This window comes from Sphingomonas sp. BL2 (genome assembly GCF_056680015.1).
This window is the reverse complement of the sequence record NZ_CM155261.1, coordinates 2136905-2154589: the sequence shown is the minus strand read 5'-3', so window position 1 is coordinate 2154589 and position 17685 is coordinate 2136905. Positions and strand designations below refer to the sequence as shown.

Annotated in this window: 19 protein-coding genes; 3 read left to right on the top strand and 16 right to left on the bottom strand. The window is 65.0% G+C overall.

The window, feature by feature from the left end; all coding sequences use genetic code 11:
* Nucleotides 1–109: 109 nt before the first annotated feature.
* The 12 genes from lpdA to AC1ME3_RS09930 form a co-directional block, all read right to left on the bottom strand.
* Entirely contained in the window at nt 110–1516 is a 1407-nt protein-coding gene (lpdA, locus tag AC1ME3_RS09985) for a dihydrolipoyl dehydrogenase (RefSeq protein ID WP_480953043.1), read from the bottom strand.
* A gap of 1 nt (nt 1517) precedes the next feature.
* Entirely contained in the window at nt 1518–1877 is a 360-nt protein-coding gene (locus tag AC1ME3_RS09980; protein WP_480953042.1) for a DUF5615 family PIN-like protein, read from the bottom strand.
* Nucleotides 1878–1880: 3 nt separating this feature from the next.
* Nucleotides 1881–2117, bottom strand: a complete 237-nt coding sequence (locus tag AC1ME3_RS09975; RefSeq protein WP_056060652.1) for a DUF433 domain-containing protein — start codon at nt 2115–2117, stop codon at nt 1881–1883.
* Nucleotides 2118–2124: 7 nt separating this feature from the next.
* Nucleotides 2125–3387 (bottom strand): 2-oxoglutarate dehydrogenase complex dihydrolipoyllysine-residue succinyltransferase, encoded by a 1263-nt coding sequence (gene odhB, locus AC1ME3_RS09970; protein WP_056060656.1) that lies wholly within the window; start codon nt 3385–3387, stop codon nt 2125–2127.
* A gap of 126 nt (nt 3388–3513) precedes the next feature.
* On the bottom strand, nt 3514–6450 hold the full coding sequence (locus tag AC1ME3_RS09965; RefSeq protein ID WP_480953041.1) for a 2-oxoglutarate dehydrogenase E1 component: 2937 nt from the start codon (nt 6448–6450) through the stop codon (nt 3514–3516).
* A 195-nt stretch (nt 6451–6645) separates the two neighbouring features.
* Nucleotides 6646–7530 carry a succinate--CoA ligase subunit alpha gene (sucD, locus tag AC1ME3_RS09960; RefSeq protein ID WP_056047458.1) on the bottom strand — a complete coding sequence of 295 codons (885 nt, stop codon included), beginning with the start codon at nt 7528–7530 and terminating at the stop codon, nt 6646–6648.
* A gap of 124 nt (nt 7531–7654) precedes the next feature.
* A complete protein-coding gene (locus AC1ME3_RS09955; RefSeq protein WP_480953040.1) occupies nt 7655–7882 on the bottom strand; it encodes a GIY-YIG nuclease family protein in 228 nt (75 codons plus the stop codon).
* 74 nt (nt 7883–7956) lie between these two features.
* A complete protein-coding gene (gene mdh / locus AC1ME3_RS09950) occupies nt 7957–8919 on the bottom strand; it encodes a malate dehydrogenase (RefSeq protein ID WP_480953039.1) in 963 nt (320 codons plus the stop codon).
* A 261-nt stretch (nt 8920–9180) separates the two neighbouring features.
* Nucleotides 9181–10272, bottom strand: coding sequence for a cell division protein ZapE (gene zapE / locus AC1ME3_RS09945; protein WP_480953038.1), 1092 nt, complete (start codon nt 10270–10272; stop codon nt 9181–9183).
* Between the two features lie 97 nt (nt 10273–10369).
* Nucleotides 10370–10822, bottom strand: a complete 453-nt coding sequence (locus tag AC1ME3_RS09940) for a PaaI family thioesterase (protein ID WP_480953037.1) — start codon at nt 10820–10822, stop codon at nt 10370–10372.
* A 122-nt stretch (nt 10823–10944) separates the two neighbouring features.
* On the bottom strand, nt 10945–11727 hold the full coding sequence (locus AC1ME3_RS09935) for a succinate dehydrogenase iron-sulfur subunit (protein WP_056060672.1): 783 nt from the start codon (nt 11725–11727) through the stop codon (nt 10945–10947).
* A gap of 133 nt (nt 11728–11860) precedes the next feature.
* The gene (locus tag AC1ME3_RS09930; RefSeq protein ID WP_060524030.1) at nt 11861–12442 is read right to left on the bottom strand and encodes a ClpP family protease; all 582 of its coding nucleotides are present in this window, start codon (nt 12440–12442) and stop codon (nt 11861–11863) included.
* Between the two features lie 99 nt (nt 12443–12541).
* Between AC1ME3_RS09930 and AC1ME3_RS09925 the strand changes: the two genes are divergently transcribed.
* Nucleotides 12542–12790, top strand: coding sequence for a type II toxin-antitoxin system Phd/YefM family antitoxin (locus AC1ME3_RS09925; RefSeq protein WP_107964063.1), 249 nt, complete (start codon nt 12542–12544; stop codon nt 12788–12790).
* A complete protein-coding gene (locus AC1ME3_RS09920) occupies nt 12777–13070 on the top strand; it encodes a type II toxin-antitoxin system RelE family toxin (RefSeq protein ID WP_333929349.1) in 294 nt (97 codons plus the stop codon). The genes AC1ME3_RS09925 and AC1ME3_RS09920 overlap by 14 nt, the downstream gene beginning before the upstream one ends.
* A 116-nt stretch (nt 13071–13186) precedes the next feature.
* Here AC1ME3_RS09920 and AC1ME3_RS09915 read toward each other — a convergent pair whose 3' ends face one another.
* The 4 genes from AC1ME3_RS09915 to sdhC are packed head-to-tail and all read right to left on the bottom strand — an operon-like array spanning nt 13187 to nt 16060.
* On the bottom strand, nt 13187–13462 hold the full coding sequence (locus AC1ME3_RS09915; RefSeq protein WP_480953036.1) for a hypothetical protein: 276 nt from the start codon (nt 13460–13462) through the stop codon (nt 13187–13189).
* Entirely contained in the window at nt 13462–15264 is a 1803-nt protein-coding gene (sdhA, locus tag AC1ME3_RS09910; protein WP_480953035.1) for a succinate dehydrogenase flavoprotein subunit, read from the bottom strand. Before sdhA ends, AC1ME3_RS09915 begins: the two co-directional genes overlap by 1 nt.
* Nucleotides 15264–15650 (bottom strand): succinate dehydrogenase, hydrophobic membrane anchor protein, encoded by a 387-nt coding sequence (sdhD, locus tag AC1ME3_RS09905; RefSeq protein WP_480953034.1) that lies wholly within the window; start codon nt 15648–15650, stop codon nt 15264–15266. Before sdhD ends, sdhA begins: the two co-directional genes overlap by 1 nt.
* A complete protein-coding gene (gene sdhC, locus AC1ME3_RS09900; RefSeq protein WP_480953033.1) occupies nt 15650–16060 on the bottom strand; it encodes a succinate dehydrogenase, cytochrome b556 subunit in 411 nt (136 codons plus the stop codon). Before sdhC ends, sdhD begins: the two co-directional genes overlap by 1 nt.
* Nucleotides 16061–16365: 305 nt before the next feature.
* Here sdhC and AC1ME3_RS09895 point away from each other — a divergent pair, with 305 nt between their 5' ends.
* Nucleotides 16366–17670: a methyl-accepting chemotaxis protein gene (locus AC1ME3_RS09895; protein ID WP_235524632.1), complete on the top strand. Its 1305-nt coding sequence runs from the start codon at nt 16366–16368 to the stop codon at nt 17668–17670.
* Nucleotides 17671–17685 lie beyond the last annotated feature (15 nt).

Genomic DNA, 17685 nt, shown 5'->3' with positions numbered 1-17685 from the left:
TCGCAGATGCGAAGCCCTGCTTGGCCGGACAGGGGCAAAACCCCTGTCGTCGGACGGCGCTGGAGCGCCGCCGGCCGGGCACGCCCTTTGGATCCATATCTAGCACTTGCTAGATATGGATGGGCTTGCCTTGCACAGCCATCGCCGCTTCCTTGATCGCCTCGGCATGCGTCGGATGCGCATGACACGTGTAGGCGATGTCTTCGCTGGTCGCGCCGAATTCCATCGCGATGGCGGCTTCGGCGATCAGCGTGCCCGCGAGGCTCGAGACGATCCAGACGCCGAGGACTCGGTCGGTCTTGGCGTCGGCGATGATCTTCACGAAGCCATCGGTGTCGCGGTTGGTCTTGGCGCGGCTGTTGGCGGCGAACGGGAACTTGCCGACCTTGATGCCACCAGATTCGGCGGTCTTGTCGCGCGCCGCCTCTTCGGTAAGGCCGACGCCGGCGATCTCGGGCATCGTGTAGACGACGCTCGGGATGACGTCCTCGTTGACGATGCCGGTCTGGCCGGCGATGTTTTCCGCGACCGCGACGCCCTCGTCCTCGGCCTTGTGCGCGAGCATCAGGCCGGGGATGCAGTCGCCGATCGCCCAGACGCCGTCGACCTTGGTGCGGAACGAGTGATCGGTTTCGATCTGGCCACGCTTGTTGAGTTCGAGGCCGATGGCTTCGAGGTTGAGGCCGTCGACGTTGGCCTTGCGCCCGATCGAGACGAGCACCGCGTCGGCGGTCAACGTCTCGGATGCACCACCCGCGGCGGGCTCGACGGTGACGGTCGCGACGCCGTTGTCGACGGTCACGCCGGTGACCTTGGTCGAGAGCTTCAGCTCCATGCCCTGCTTCTTGAAGAGCTTGGCGGTCTCGCGACGGACTTCGCCATCGAAGCCGGGGAGGATCTGATCGACGAACTCGACGACGGTGACCTTCGCGCCGAGGCGACGCCAGACGCTGCCCAGTTCGAGACCGATCACGCCGCCGCCGATGACGACCATGTGCTCGGGGACCTTCGGCAGTGCGAGCGCGCCAGTGCTGTCGACGACGGTCGTCTGGTCGACCTCCACGCCGGGAAGCGGCATCACGCTGGAGCCGGTGGCGATGACGATGTTCTTCGCGGTGACCTTCTGGCCGTTCACGTCGACGGTGTGCGCGTCCTGGAACGCGGCCTTGCCCTTGAGCCAGGTCACCTTGTTCTTCTTGAACAGGAATTCGACGCCGCCGGTCAGTTCCTTGACGGCCTTGGCCTTCTCGGCGTGCATCTGGTCGAGGTTCAGCGTGACGCCCTGGAAGTCGATGCCGAACTTGGTGAGGTGGCCGCCCTTGGCCTCCTCGTAGATCTCGGAGGCGTGGAGCAGCGCCTTGGACGGGATGCAGCCGACGTTGAGACAGGTGCCGCCGAGCGTCTCGCGGGACTCGGCACAGGCGGTGCGCAGGCCGAGCTGCGCTGCACGGATCGCCGCGACGTAACCGCCGGGGCCCGCACCGATCACGAGGACGTCATAGTCGTAGTCAGCCATGTTATGCTCCAGCGGGGAACGGCTTACTGCGTTCGCCGTCCTTGGTTATCGTTGTGATGTGGCCTTCGAAGCCACCACCGGCCAACACTGCGATCAGGCGGTCGGCGATGGCATCCGGATGCACGCGGTTCAGTCGATTATATAGTATCGCACGGGGCGCGGGGTAACCACGGTTGAAGATCAGGTCGCTGAAGTCGCGGTCGTCGGTGACCAATATCAACGTCGCGATATCGTCGCGCGCCAGTATCTCCGGATCCTTCGCGCCGCGCGATGTTTCCCGGATCCATTCGACGGCGTGACCAGCACTTCGCAATCGCGCGACGACAACCGGATGCTGGTTTTCGTCGGCGAGCAGATGCACCCGTCAGGCCGCTTTGCGCTGCGCCGCGACCGTCGAGTCGACCAGCAGGTCTCGCGCGAACGCGATCGCTGCACGGACGTCTTCCTCGGTGATGTGATCGAAGGCGGCGAGAACATCGGTGATGCTTGCGCCGTCTTCGAAATATTCGAGAATCAGCTCGACCGATATCCGCGTACCCTTCACCACGGGCTTGCCGCCCAGGATTTCGGGGTCCGAATGGATATGGTCGCGCCAGTTCATCGCTACCTCACAGGTCGATCAGGATACGGGTCGGATCCTCGATAGCATTTTTCAGCGCCACCAGGAACGTCACGGCTTCGCGGCCGTCGATCAGGCGGTGGTCGTAGCTGAGTGCGAGGTACATCATCGGGCGGATGACGATCTGGCCGTTGACGACGACCGGGCGCTCCTCGATGCGGTGAAGGCCGAGCACGGCGGACTGCGGCGGGTTGATGATCGGGGTCGACATCAGCGAACCGAACACGCCGCCGTTCGAGATCGTGAAGGTGCCGCCCTTCATCTCGTCCATCTTGAGCGCGCCTTCCTTGGCGCGCTTGCCGAAGTCGCCGATCGTCTTCTCGATCGTCGCGACCGACATCTGGTCGGCATCGCGGATCACGGGAACGACGAGGCCGCCCGGCGACGAGACCGCGACCGAGATGTCGGCGTAATCGTGATAGACGATGTCGTCGCCGTCGATCGACGCGTTGACCGACGGGATGTCGCGCAGCGCCATCGTCGCGGCCTTCACGAAGAAGCCCATGAAGCCGAGGCGGACGCCGTGCTTCTTCTCGAACAGGTCCTTGTACTTGGCGCGCGCCTCGATCACCGCGGTCATGTCGACGTCGTTGAACGTCGTCAGCATGGCCGCCGTGTTCTGCGCTTCCTTGAGGCGCTTGGCGATCGTCTGGCGGAGGCGCGTCATGCGGACGCGCTCTTCGCCGCGCCCCGATGCGGCGGCGGGGGCTGCTGCCGGTGCGGGCGCTGCGGCGGGAGCAGGCGCTGGCTTGCTCGATGCGGCGGCGGTCACGTCTTCCTTGGTGATGCGACCGTCGCGGCCGGTGCCCTTGACGGTGCCGGGGTCGACGCCGTGCTCGAGCACCGCGCGGCGGACCGACGGGGAGAGCGCGGCGGGCGAGTCGCTGGTGCCGGCGCCGGGCTGGTCGCCATAGCCTGCGCCGGACTCGTCCTTGGCGGGCGCGGACGGCGTTGCGGTCGCGGCGGGCTCGGGAGCCTTTGCGGTAGCGGGGGCCGGAGCAGCGGCGGCACCGTCCCCGGAGTCGATCGTGGCGAGCATCGCGCCGACCTGCACGGTGTCGCCGACGGCGACGGCGTGCTGGCCCATGACGCCGGCGACCGGCGACGGGACCTCGACCGAGACCTTGTCGGTCTCGAGGCTGGCGATCGGCTCGTCGACCGCGACGGGGTCGCCGGGCTGCTTCAGCCACTCGCCGAGGGTGGCTTCGGTGATCGATTCACCCAGGACGGGGACGGTGACTTCGGTTGCCATTTTCTCGTTTCCTCCACCCCGGCGTAGGCCGGGGTCCAGTTACGAAACGCTGAGTGGCCGGCGTTTCGCTCAATTACATCTACCATCCCAATTGGGCCCCGGCCTACGCCGGGGTGGTAGAAAAACTTAGTTTGCGCGGGTGCGGCGGATTTCGTCGCGGACGCTGTGGCCGAGCGCGTCGGCGACGAGCGCGCCCTGTTCGGCCTGGTGACGCTTCATCAGGCCGGTCGCGGGCGATGCCGAGGCGTTGCGCCCGGCGTAACGCGCGCGCTTCACGCGGGAATCGACCGTTGCCAGCGCCTCCTCGATCAGCGGCTCGACGAAGAACCAATAGCCGTTGTTCTTCGGCTCTTCCTGCGCCCAGACGATCTCCTCCAGGTTCGGCATCCGCGCGACGCGCTCGGCGATCGGGTTGCCGGGGAAGGGATAGAGCTGTTCGACGCGGACGATCTGCGTGTCGGTGTCGCCCGCCGCATCGCGTGCCTCGATCAGGTCGTACGCAACCTTGCCGGTGCACAGGACCAGACGCTTCGTATCGACGTCGGCGGCCGGGTTGGTATCCGACAACAGGCGGCGGAAGTGGCTGTCGCCCTGGAAATCCTCCGCGTTCGAGACGGCTAGCTTGTGACGGAGCAACGACTTCGGCGTCATCACGATCAGCGGCTTGCGGAAATTGCGGTGCATCTGCCGGCGAAGCAGGTGGAAATAGTTCGCCGGGCTGGTGCAGTTCGCGACCTGGATGTTGTCGTCCGCGCACGACTGGAGGAAGCGCTCGGGACGTGCCGAGCTATGCTCTGGCCCCTGCCCTTCATAGCCGTGCGGGAGCAGCATCACGAGGCCGTTGGCGCGAAGCCACTTCGATTCGCCGGACGTGATGAACTGATCGATCATGATCTGCGCGCCGTTGACGAAATCGCCGAACTGCGCCTCCCAGAGGACCAAGGTCTTCGGGTCGGCGAGCGCGTAGCCATATTCGAATCCGAGCACGCCGTATTCGCTGAGCGGGCTGTCGAGCACTTCGAAACGACCGTGTTCGATTTCCTGCAACGGCACGTACTTATGCTCGTCGGTCTGGTCGACCCAGACGGCGTGGCGCTGCGAGAAGGTGCCGCGGCCCGAATCCTGGCCGGACAGACGGACGCCATAGCCTTCCGAGAGCAGGCCGCCGAATGCGAGTGCTTCGCCGGTCGCCCAGTCGAAGCCCTTGCCCGACTTGAACATCTCGCGCTTGGCATCGATCACGCGGTTGAGCGTCTTGTGGATCTTCACGCTGTCCGGGATCGTCGTCAGCGTGCGGCCGAGCGAGTCGAACAGCTTCGTGCTGAGACCGGTCTCGACGTTGCGGCGTGCCGACGCGCCATCCGTGGGCGCGCTGAGGCCGGTCCAGCGACCGCCGAACCAGTCCGCCTTGTTGGGCTTATACGACGATCCGGCTTCGAACTCACCCTCGAGGCGGAGCGTGAACTGCTTCACGTTCTCGTCGATCCAGGGCTGGTCGATCACGCCTTCCTTGATCAGGCGATCGCCGTACACCGAGCTGACGCCGGGGTGCTTGCGGATGATGTCGTACATCAGCGGCTGCGTGAAGGACGGCTCGTCGCCCTCGTTGTGGCCGAAGCGGCGATAGCACCACATGTCGATGACGATGTCGCGGTGGAACTTCTGGCGGAATTCCATCGCCATCTTGGTCGCGAAGGTAACCGCCTCGGGATCGTCGCCATTGACGTGGAAGACCGGCGCCTGGACGCCCTTGGCGACGTCCGACGGGTAGGGCGACGAGCGCGCAAACTGCGGCGAGGTCGTGAAGCCGACCTGGTTGTTGATGATGAAGTGGACGCAGCCACCGGTGTTGTAGCCGCGGATGCCCGAGAAGCCGAGGCACTCCCAGACGATCCCCTGCCCCGCGAACGCCGCGTCGCCGTGGATCAGCACGGGCAGGCTCGCCACGTGGTCCTTCAGGTCGTTGTTGAGCGTCTGGATCGCGCGCGTCTTGCCGAGCACGACCGGGTCGGCGGCTTCGAGATGCGACGGGTTGGCGACGAGGCTCATGTGAACCTTGTGGCCGTCGAACTCGCGATCCGTGCTGGTGCCGAGGTGATACTTCACGTCGCCCGAACCGCCGATGTCGTCGGGGTTGGCCGAACCGCCGGCGAATTCGTGGAAGATCACGCGCAACGGCTTGGCCATCACGTTCGCCAGCACGTTGAGGCGACCGCGATGCGCCATGCCGATGACGAGCTCGCGCACGCCCATCTGCCCGCCATACTTGATCACGCTCTCAAGCGCGGGGATCATCGATTCGCCGCCGTCGAGCCCGAAGCGCTTCGTGCCCACATACTTCTTGCCGAGGAATTTCTCCCACTGCTCGGCCTGGATCACCTTGGTGAGGATCGCCTTCTTGCCGTCGGTGGAGAATTCGATCGCCTTGTCCTGGCCCTCCATGCGCTCCTGGAGGAAGCGGCGCTCCTCGACGTCGGAGATGTGCATGTATTCGAGGCCGACATTGCCGCAATAGTTCTTGCGCAACGTGTCGACGAGCTCGCGGATCGAGACCCATTCGAAGCCCATCGTGCCGCCGAGATAGACCTTCCGATCGATGTCGGCGTCGGAGAAGCCGTGATATTCGGTCTTCAGATCCTCGGGCATCTCGCGCTTGGACAGGCCGAGCGGATCGAGGTTGGCGGCGAGATGGCCGCGGACGCGGTAGGTGCGGACGAGCAGCTGCGCGCGGATCGCATCGGCCGCGGCCTTGGCGATCTCTTCCTTCGAGACGGGCGCGGGTGCCGTTGCTGCGGGAGCGGGCTTGCCCCCCTTTGCGGGCTTGGGCGCGGGCTCCATCTGGGTGGGATCGAGCGCTGCGGTCAGGTCATCCGTGGTGGTGAGCGGCCAGCGGGCGCTCTCCCAGCTCGGGCCCTGCGCCGAGCCTTCGAGACCCTCGAAGAACGCGCGCCAACCGGATTCGACCGAGGCCGGGTCCGCGTTGAACTTGGCGTAGAGCGTCTCCACGAACGCCGGGCTGACGCCGGCTGCGATATCGCTGAAATCCTGGCCTTCGTAGCCCATCGTTCTCGTCCTCAGTGTCCTTCTCCCCGCGGGGGAGAAGGAGGGGCCCGCCCGCACTTGCGGGTGGGAGGGTGAGGGCACGGGCGGTCACCTGCCCTCACCCTTCCGCTGCCCCAGAACCCCATGAAAGTGCTACTTTCACGGGAGCCCTTCGGCAGCTCCTTCCCTCTCCCCGGGGGGAGAGGGGTAGTCAGCTCAACCCTTCAACACGCTCAGCAGCGTCTCGCCGAGCAGGCTGGGGCTCTCCGAGACCTTGATCCCGGCAGCTTCCATCGCCGCGATCTTGCTCTCCGCGTCGCCCTTGCCGCCCGACACGATCGCGCCGGCATGGCCCATGCGACGGCCCGGAGGCGCCGTACGACCGGCGATGAAGCCTGCCATCGGCTTCGACCGACCGCGCTTGGCTTCGTCGCGGAGGAACTGTGCCGCCTGCTCCTCGGCGTCGCCGCCGATTTCGCCGATCATGATGATCGACTGGGTTTCGTCGTCGGCGAGGAACAGCTCGAGCACGTCGATGAAGTTCGTGCCGTTGACCGGATCGCCACCGATGCCGACCGCGGTCGTCTGACCAAGGCCTGCGTTCGACGTCTGGAACACCGCCTCATAGGTGAGCGTGCCTGAACGGCTGACAACGCCGACCGAGCCCTTCTTGAAGATCGAGCCGGGCATGATGCCGATCTTGCACTCGCCGGGGGTCAGCACGCCGGGGCAGTTCGGGCCGATGAGGCGCGACTTGGAGCCCGACAGCGCGCGCTTGACCTTGACCATGTCGAGCACCGGAATACCCTCGGTGATCGCGACGATCAGCTCGATCTCGGCGTCGATCGCCTCGAGGATCGAATCGGCGGCGAAGGGGGGCGGCACGTAGATGACCGACGCGGTCGCGCCGGTCATCGCCTTGGCTTCGGCGACGGTGTTGTAGACGGGGAGGTCGAGGTGCGTGGTGCCGCCCTTGCCGGGCGTGACGCCGCCAACCATCTGCGTGCCGTATTCCAGCGCCATCTTGGTGTGGAAGCTGCCGGTTTCGCCGGTCATGCCTTGCGTGATGACCTTGGTGTTCTTGTCGACGAGGATGCTCATTCTATCTCCAGTCCGGTCCGCCCCGGCGAAGGCCGGGGTCCAGTTGGGAAGGCGGTCATGGTAACGCGATACGATCGTACAGGTCATCCCAAGCAGGATTGAACCCCTCGATCTCACGCACTTTTCAGGCCCGCTTCCACTCCTTCATTTGCAGCTCGAGCTGCCGTGTCGCTTCCCATTCGCCGCAGGCCTCGTACCAGACGAGGATCTTGCAGCCGTAACGCTTGGTGAAACCGCCGAAACCGTTGCGGTGCTCCCACACACGCTTCGGCAGGTTTACGGTCGAACCGAGGTAGATCGCACCGTTGGGAAAGTTGGCCATGATGTAGACGAACGCTTGTTCTTCCATCATTCGGCTTTCCCAACTGGACCCCGGCCTTCGCCGGGGTGGTGGTTACTCCTTTTGGTTCGTTACCTCACCTCAAATCAGTTCAGCGAACCATCGATACCCTTGCAGGCGACGATCAGCTCCTTCACCGCATCGACCGACACGGTGAGGTTCTGCTTGGCTTCGTCGTCCAGCTTGATCTCGACGATCTTCTCGACGCCGCCAGCACCGATCACCACCGGCACGCCGACGTACAGATCGGTGAGGCCGTACTCCCCCGACACATACGCCGCCGCCGGCAGCACGCGCTTCTGGTCGTATAGATACGCCACCGCCATCGCGATGCCGCTGGTCGCCGGCGCGTAATAGGCCGAGCCCGTCTTCAGCAGTGCGACGATCTCGCCGCCGCCGCCGCGCGTGCGCTTGACGATCGCGTCGATCTTTTCCTGGCTCGACATGCCCATCGCGATGAGATCGGGAACCGGGATGCCCGACACGGTCGAGTAGCTGATGACCGGGACCATCGTGTCGCCGTGGCCGCCGAGCACGAAGCTGGTGACGTCCTTGACCGAGACCTTGAACTCGTCGGCGAGGAAGTGGCTGAAGCGTGCCGAGTCGAGCACGCCGGCCATGCCGACGACCATGTGGTGCGGCAGGCCCGAGAACTCGCGGAGCGCCCACACCATCGCGTCGAGCGGGTTGGTGATGCAGATCACGAATGCGTTCGGGGCGTTGGCCTTGATGCCCTCGCCGACGGCCTTCATGACCTTCAAATTGATGCCGAGCAGGTCGTCGCGGCTCATGCCGGGCTTGCGCGCGACACCGGCGGTGACGATGATGACGTCCGCGCCGGCGATGTCGGCGTAGTCGTTCGAGCCGGTGATCTGCGAGTCGAAGCCTTCGACCGGGCCGCACTGTGACAGGTCGAGCGCCTTGCCCTGGGGGATGCCCTCGGCGACGTCGAACAGGACGATATCGCCAAGGCCCTTGAGTGCTGCGAGGTGCGCGAGCGTACCGCCGATGTTACCGGCGCCGATCAGCGCGATCTTCTTGCGAGCCATTCCAATCCGTCTCCGTCTGATGTGCGGGGTGATTGGTGACGCCGGTTACGCGCATTATCCCGCTACGGCAACCGCTAAAAGGACAAAAGCGGGGTATTATTGCGAGTAGTTCGCATATGCAATAAGGTGTTCTGCGTTTAACACTGTAACCCCGGCGAAGGCCGGGGCCCAGTTGGGGGACAGTGCTAACTGCGCACAGTTCATCGTTACGACGACCTTTCCAACTGGGCCCCGGCCTTCGCCGGGGTGGTGTGGATCGGGTTAGAGGTGTCCTTCCGCGAGATAGTCCTCGGACCGCATCTCTTCGAGGCGGCTGATCGTGCGGTCGAACTCGAACCTGCCATCGCCGCTTTCGTAGAGGTCGCCTGGTTGCGCATCGGCAGCGCCGAGGAGCTTCACCTTGTGCTCGTACAGCGCGTCGATCAGCGCGACGAACCGCGCCGCCTCGTTGCGGTTTTCGGGGCCGAGCTTGGGGATGCCGACCAGGATGACGGTGTGGAACTTCCGCGCGATGGCGAGGTAGTCGGCCACTCCCCTCGCCTCGCCGCAAAGCTTCTTGAAGCTGAACACCGCGACGCCCTTCAGGGATTTCGGCACTCGCAGCGTGCGGCCCTGCACCACGAGGTCTTCGGCGGGGACGTGCTCGCTGTCGTCGGTCGAGAAGTCGGTGAGGCGGAAGAATGCGGTGGAGAGTTGCGCGGTGGCCTCGGGGCCGTTGGGGACGAGCCATGTGTCCTGGCTGCCGAGACGGTCGCGGCGATAGTCGACCGGGCCGTTGAGTGGGAGGACGTCGAGGCGATGCTCGATCGTCGCGATGAAGGGCAGGAAATGCTCGCGGTTGAGGCCGTTCTTGTAGAGATCGGCGGGCGGGCGGTTGGACGTAGTGACGATCATCACGCCGGAATCGAGCAGCGAGGTCACCAGCCGCGACAGGATCATCGCGTCGGGACTGTTGGTGACCATCATCTCGTCGAACGCGAGCAGGCGGGTCTCGTCGGCGATCGCGGTGGCGACGGGGACGATCGGGTCGCCGACTTCCTTGCGACGCTCGGCGGCGATGCGCGCGTGGACCTCGAGCATGAACTCGCCGAAGTGGACGCGGCGTTTTTTGTCGACGGGCGCGTTGGCGAAGAACAGGTCCATCAGCATCGACTTGCCGCGGCCGACGCCGCCCCACAGGTAGACGCCGCGGGGGTCTGCTTTCTTGGAGAAGCGCGCGAAGAAGCCGGTGGATTTGGGGGTGGCGAGTTCGGTGGCGAGGGTGTTCAGGCGGGCAGCGGCAGCGGCCTGTTCGGGGTCGGGGCGGAGTTCGCCGGATGCGACCAGCGCCTCATAGGCCTTGAGTACAGTCATTTCCGTTCCCCCGCGCAGGCGGGGGCCCAGGCCCCCAGGCGTTGTGTATCTGACTCCTGGACTCCCGCGTGCGCGGGAGAACAGTGAGGTGCCGGTGCTATCTGGCAGTCGGCTTGCGGATCGTGGCCGAGAAGGCGGCGATCTTGGTTTCGTCGTCCCCTTGCACCACGAGACCCCGGAGGAACAAGAGGCGGCCGGTTTCCTTGAGCACCTCGACCTGCGCCTCGATCGGCTCGCCGATGCGGCCGCCGCCGATGAATTGGGTGTTGAGATCGAGCGTCACCGCGGTGCCGGCGGTGATCAGGCCGAAGCCTCTGGCGGCGGCGAACAGGGCGACGTCGATGAATGCGAGGAGCGCGCCGCCGTGGACGTTGTTCTGGAGGTTCGAATGGCGGTGCTCGGGGGTGATGCGGACGCGGACGGTGTGGCCGTCGACGCGGTAGAGCATGGGGCCGAGCAGCGTGTTGAAACGGGTGGGGTCGGAGAGCGACCAGCGGCGCCAGCCGGGGTTGGCGGGGTCTTCGGCTTCGACGAAATGGGGGGTGGTCAACAACCTGTCCTTCGATACGCCGCTTCGACAAGCTCAGCAGCTACTCAGGACGAACGGAAATTTATACCCCCCGTTCGTCCTGAGTAGGGACTGAGCGAAGTCGAAGGCCCGTATCGAAGGGATCAGACGATCCGTTCGGCTTCCATCTTCTTGATCTCGGCGATCGCCTTGGCGGGGTTGAGACCCTTGGGGCACGCGTTCGCGCAGTTCATGATGGTGTGGCAGCGGTACAGGCGGAACGGATCCTCGAGCTCGTCGAGGCGCTCGCCGGTCATCTCGTCGCGGCTGTCGGCGAGCCAGCGATAGGCCTGCAACAGGATCGCCGGCCCCAGGAACTTGTCGGCGTTCCACCAGTAGCTCGGGCACGAGGTCGAGCAGCACGCGCACAGGATGCACTCGTAGAGGCCGTCGAGCTTCGAGCGGTCTTCCGGCGACTGGAGGCGCTCCTTGCCGGAGGGCGGCGGGGTGACGGTCTGCAGCCACGGCTTGATCGACGAGTACTGCGCGTAGAAATGCGTGAAATCGGGGACCAAGTCCTTGATCACGTCCATGTGCGGCAGCGGCGTGATCTGGACCTCGCCCTTGCAATCCTCGATCGCGGTCGTGCAGGCGAGGCCGTTCTTGCCGTTGATGTTCATCGAGCACGAGCCACAAATGCCCTCGCGGCACGAGCGGCGGAAGGTGAGCGAGGAATCCTGCTCGCTCTTCATCTTGATCAGCGCGTCGAGCACCATCGGGCCGGTATCGTCGAGATCGAGCTCGAAATTATCGTAGCGCGGGTTCTCGCCGCTGTCGGGATCGTAGCGGTAGACCTTGAACGATTTGAGACGCTTACCCCCGCTGGTCGAGGCGTGCTTAACGCCCTTCTTGACGACGCTGTTTTTCGGGAGCGAGAATTCGGCCATTGCGAGCGGTCCGTCCGTGGTGTGATTATAGGTTGTCAGAGCCGATACATGACAGGGGCCCTCCCCGCAAATCCTTAGCTTCGCGGGTGCAACATGCGTCACACCCGCTGTCACGTCGGCTGCTCGGGCCGGGTCAGATGATGTCGAGGACGAGCCCGAGGTCGCGGGCTTCCTCGGCTTCGATGTACCAGTTGGAGGGGGCCTTCTTCTTCAATTCCTCGAGCGATACCTTCGAACCCTCGACGATCGCGCGGAAGCCTTCCTCCTGGATGTTGATCGAGTCCTCGATCTCGTGGAGCTTCGCCTTTAGCGTGTAGGAGAGCGTGTTGAGCGGGCCGTTGAGTTCGATCGTGCTCTGCATCTGGCGCTCGTGGATCATGATGCGGCTGTTGCGCGTGAGGAAGCGGCTGTCGACCGGGAAAGCGGACATGAACGTCGCGCCGGCGGAATAGACCGCGACCTTGCCGAGGAACAGCGTCTCGCGGCCGGTGTATTCGCGGAGCAGGCGGATGTTGTCGCCCATCGCGCGCGCGACTTCGGGGTCGCCGCCGAGCGTGGTGATCGAAACAACCAGCGGGCCTTCGGTGGGCGCGGCGACCAGCTGCGACTTGAAAGTGTCGTACATCGCGTCGTCGACGGGGCCGTGGAGGTGGATGTGGGGGGCGGCCAGCAACGGGTAGTTGCGGGCGTTCGAGGCGGGGGATGTGTCGGTCATGCCGCGGCAAACTTTTGCGGGGGCGGAGGGTTCCGAGGGTATTGCCGCATATCAGCACGGCGACTTGGTCTGACCTGTTCGACGTGCTATAGACTGGTCATGATCGAGACCATATTTGCCGGCGCTACGGTTAGCATCAGCGACCTGAAGAAGAATCCGTCTGGGGTCATCGAGGCTGCGGGCGGATTTCCGGTGGCCGTGCTCAATCGGAATACGCCTGCCGCGTATCTGGTGCCGGCGGCGGCTTGGGAAGAATTGATGGATCGATTGGAGGACGTCGAACTGGCAGACCTGGTTCGGGCGCGTGCCGACGAGGTGCCGGTCGCGGTGTCGCTTGGCGACCTATAGTCTCGCTTTCCTGCCGAGCGCGCTGCGGGAGTGGGAGAAGCTTGGCGCCAATGTTCGTGAACAGTTCAAGGCGAAGCTGACTGAGCGGTTGGGCGAACCGCATATCGCGAGCGCGCGGCTGAGCGGGATGACCGGGTGCTACAAGATCAAGCTGCGGGCCGCGGGGTATCGGTTGGTGTACCGGGTCGACGATGGCTTAGTGACGGTGATCGTCGTGGCAGTCGGGCGGCGGGACCGAAATCTGGTGTACAAGATCGCGGCAGGGCGGCTTGAGCGGTAGCATATTTGTCGCAGCCGACCGTTCTCCTGCGAACGCAGGAGTCCAGGGTAACGGAGCGCGGCGTTTGTGATCCTGGGCTCCTGCGTTCGCAGGAGGACGGGACTTTAGAACGACGCTTAGTTTGCCTGCTTAGCCGCGCGCTTATATTGGAAAATCCAGCCTACGAGGCCGCCGGGAACGCCGCCCACCAGCGAGAAGAGTGCGTAGAAGGTGATCGCTATTTTTTGCGGTTCTTCGCCCACGCCGCGGTGTTCGATGCCGAAGACGTAGACCGCGGTCACTACCGCGACGACCACCGGCCATAGGAAGCCGGCGATCATCGGTTGGAAGCGCGTCAGGAGCCCCACCGCGACGGGCACGAGGAACCCGATCGCGATGATGGCCCAGGTCATTAGTATACCCGCTTCTTGGGCTTGATGTAGTCGATGTCGTCGGTGAGCGTGTAGTCGTGGACCGGGCGGAAATCGATCTTGGTCTCGCCGCCGTTGCCGCCCCAGCCGTTGAAGGTGGTGATGGTGTGCTTCATCCAGTTCGCATCGTCGCGCTCGGGGAAATCCTCGTGCATGTGTGCGCCGCGCGACTCGGTGCGGTTGGCGGCCGAGTTCATCGTCACCACCGCCTGGCCGATCAGGTTGTCGAGCTCCATCGTCTCGACCAGATCGGTGTTCCAGATCATGCTGCGATCCTTCACCGCGACGTCGGTCATCCGGCTGTAGATCCCGGCCATCTTCTCGACGCCCTGGTTCAGCAGTTCGGTGTCGCGGAACACCGCGCAATGCTTCTGCATGGTCTGCTGCATGTCGAGACGGATCTGCGCGGTCGGCGAACCGCCGCTAGCGTTGCGGAAATGGTCGAGACGCGTCAGCGCGAGGTCTTCCGAACCCTTGGGCAGCGGCGCGTGCGCGGTGCCGGGCTTCAGCGTGTCCTTGATGCGCAGGCCGGTCGCGCGGCCGAACACCACGAGATCGATCAGGCTGTTCGAGCCGAGACGGTTGGCGCCGTGGACCGAGACGCAGGCCGCTTCACCGACCGCGAACAGGCCGGGGACGACCGCGTCGGGGTTGCCGTCGACGAGGTTGACGACCTCACCGTGGAAGTTGGTCGGGATGCCGCCCATGTTGTAGTGCACGGTCGGCGTGACCGGCAGCGGCTGGCGCGTGAGATCGACGCCGGCGAAGACTTTCCCGGTCTCGGTGATGCCCGGCAGGCGCTCGGCGAGCACCTTGGGATCGATGTGATCGAGATGCAGGAAGATGTGGTCGCCGTTCTTGCCGACGCCGCGGCCTTCACGCATTTCGAGCGCCATCGAGCGGCTGACGACGTCGCGCGAGGCGAGGTCCTTCGCCGACGGGGCATAGCGCTCCATGAAGCGCTCGCCCTCGGAGTTGGTCAGATATCCGCCCTCACCGCGTGCGCCCTCGGTGATGAGCACGCCCGCGCCGTAGATGCCGGTCGGGTGGAACTGGACGAACTCCATGTCCTGGAGCGGCAGGCCGGCGCGGAGCACCATCGCGTTGCCGTCGCCGGTGCAGGTGTGCGCCGAGGTCGCCGAGAAATAGACGCGGCCGTAGCCGCCGGTCGCGAGCACGGTCTGATGGCTGCGGAAGCGGTGGATCGAGCCGTCTTCCATGCACAGCGCGATGACGCCGCGGCAGACGCCGTTTTCCATGATCAGGTCGAGCGCGAAATATTCGACGAAGAAGTCCGTGTTGTACTTCAGGCTCTGCTGATACAGCGCGTGGAGCATCGCGTGGCCGGTGCGATCGGCGGCGGCGGCGGTGCGCTGGACCGGAGGCCCCTCGCCCATGTTCTGCATGTGGCCGCCGAACGGACGCTGATAGATCGTGCCGTTCTCGTTACGGCTGAACGGCATGCCGGCATGTTCGAGTTCGTAGACCGCCTGCGGGGCCTCCCGGCACAGATACTCGATCGCGTCCTGGTCGCCGAGCCAGTCGGAGCCCTTGACGGTGTCGAACATGTGCCAGGTCCAGTGATCCGGCGAGTTGTTGCCAAGGCTGGCGGCGATGCCGCCTTGGGCTGCAACGGTATGCGAACGGGTCGGGAAGACCTTGGTGATGCACGCGGTCTTCAGGCCGCTCTCGGCGATGCCCATCGTCGCGCGCAGGCCGGAGCCGCCGGCACCGACGACGACCGCATCATAGGTATGATCGATGATCTTGTAGGCAGCTGACATTACGCGGGGGCTCCGGAGAAGGCGACCTTCAGGATCGCGAACAGGGCGATGCCGCCCAGCGTGAAGGTGAACAGGTTGAGGAGGATCATCGTCACGACACGGCTTTCGTCGTGCATGTAATCCTCGATCACGACCTGAAGACCGAGACGGAAGTGATAGAAGACCGACAGGATCAGCAGCGCCATCGGCACTGCGACCCAGGCCGACTGCAGCCACAGATGGACCGCGGCATATTCATAGCCGGGCATCCGCGCGACCGAGATCATGAGCCAGAGCATGAGGAACAGGTTCGCGCCCGCCGTCAGGCGCTGCTGCCACCAGTGATGCGCGCCGTGCTTGGCGCTGCCGAGGCCGCGGACGCGACCGATTGCCGTACCCGAACCCATTACTTGATCCCCATGTAGAGCCAGAACACGACCGTCAGCGCGACCGAAGCGACCATCGTCGCGATCGCGCCCATCTTGTTCCGCTTCAGTTCGTAGCCCGCGCCGGTATCGAGCACGAAGTGGCGGATGCCGGTCATCATGTGCTGGAACAGCGACAGCGTCAGCCCGACCGCGACGATATAGCCGAGGATGTTGAGCCGGCCGGTGTCTGTGGTGAACACATCGACGAAGGTCGCATACGCCTGATCACCCGCGGCGATCGCGGCGAGCCACCAGACGAGCAGGATGCTGCCGACGGTCGCCATCCCGCTGCCGGTCACGCGGTGCAGGATCGAGACCAGCATGTGCGGGCCCCATTTATAGACCTGCAGATGGGGAGAAAGCGGGCGTGCCGGGTTGCGCGATGCCAAGGGCGGAGTCCTCGAACCAGAAGATGACGAACCAAAACAACTTGGTTCAGAATATATAGATTGGGCGACCTATTAGCTACCGCGTGCTGCGATGCAACCCATTGGGGCCGGTCCGATAACCCATGACACCGCGCGCGTGATGTCGTGCGGGACACGATGGCCATGCACGTGACGTGACGTCGATCCCTAACCAGCCCTTAAGACATGGTGTGTAGCGCTGGCGTCGCACATTCGATCCGGAGTTCACCGTCTTGACCACCAACGACCTACCGGCCCCCGGCTCGATCGCGGCCTCTGTCGACCTGATGGCGCGGCTGCGGGTGTTCGATTTCGACGGATCGCTGACCGGCGCGAGCCGCGAAGTCTGGGCTGCGCTGGCGCCCGAGATCACGCATGTGTCCAGGGCGTTCTGGGAACAGTGGCTGCAGTGTTTTTCCGACGAACGGATCTGGGCGCCGCACGAAACCGACCAGATGATCGAGATCGGCTGCACGTTCCTGCGCAATCGCTTCCTGGACACGAGTGGACGCGCCTGGATCGAATCGATCGAGCGGTCGGTCGCGACGGCGTATGTCGCCGACGTGTCGCCGATGGCGCTGCTGTCGATGATCAGCGCGAGCGACCGCGCCGCGCTCGACGTGCTGATGCGGCGGGTCGATCGGTCGGACCCGAAGCTGCCGGTGTTCATCGACACGCTGATGCGGCTGTCGGCGCTGGAGGGCGAGATCACCGTCGCGATCTATAACCGCTACCAGATGCATACCGCGCAGGTCGCGCGCGATACGCTGGCGGCGGAATTCCGCGACGGCATCGCGGCGATGGTCGAGACCGCGACCGACGAGGGGCATATGCTGCGCGAACAGGCGCTGCGGAGTTCCGCCTCGACGCGGGCGGTGCTTGGCAAGGCGAGCGAAGTCGCGGCCGCCGCAGAGCAATCCGCGGTGGCGATGCGCGAGGCGGCGCAGACCGCCGCCGGCCTGATCCGCGCGATCGAGGACGCGCGGACCGAGGTGGAGGCCGCCGCAGAGATCGCCAATCGTGCCTCGGCGCAGGCTGGACAGGCGGTCGGCATGTCGGAAACGCTGAGCGATCATGCGAAGTCGATCGAGTCGATCCTGGGGCTGATCCGCGACATTGCCGGGCAGACCAACCTGCTGGCGCTGAACGCGACGATCGAGGCGGCGCGCGCGGGCGATGCCGGGCGCGGGTTCGCGGTAGTGGCGCAGGAGGTGAAAAGCCTCGCCAACCAGACCGCGCGGGCGACCGACGACATCGCCGCGAAGATCGCCGCGATCCAGTCGGCGACGCGCTCGACCGTGGAGACGAATGCGTCGATCAAGTCGACGGTGGCCGAGGTGCAGGAAAGCGCCGACCGCATTCGTTACGCGATGGAGGCGCAGGCGCAGACGGTGACTGCGATCACCGCGGCGGTGGACGAGACCGCGCTGGCGGCGGATTCGATGTCCAACACGATCGCCGCGATCCGCGAGGATACCGAGACGGTCGCGACCGAGATCGACGGGGTGGGTCGCGGGTTCGACGTGCTCGACGGGCGGCTCAGCAACCTGAAGAACAGCGCGGGCGATTTCGTTGCGAAGGTTGCGGCCTAGGCGCGGGCTATCGTC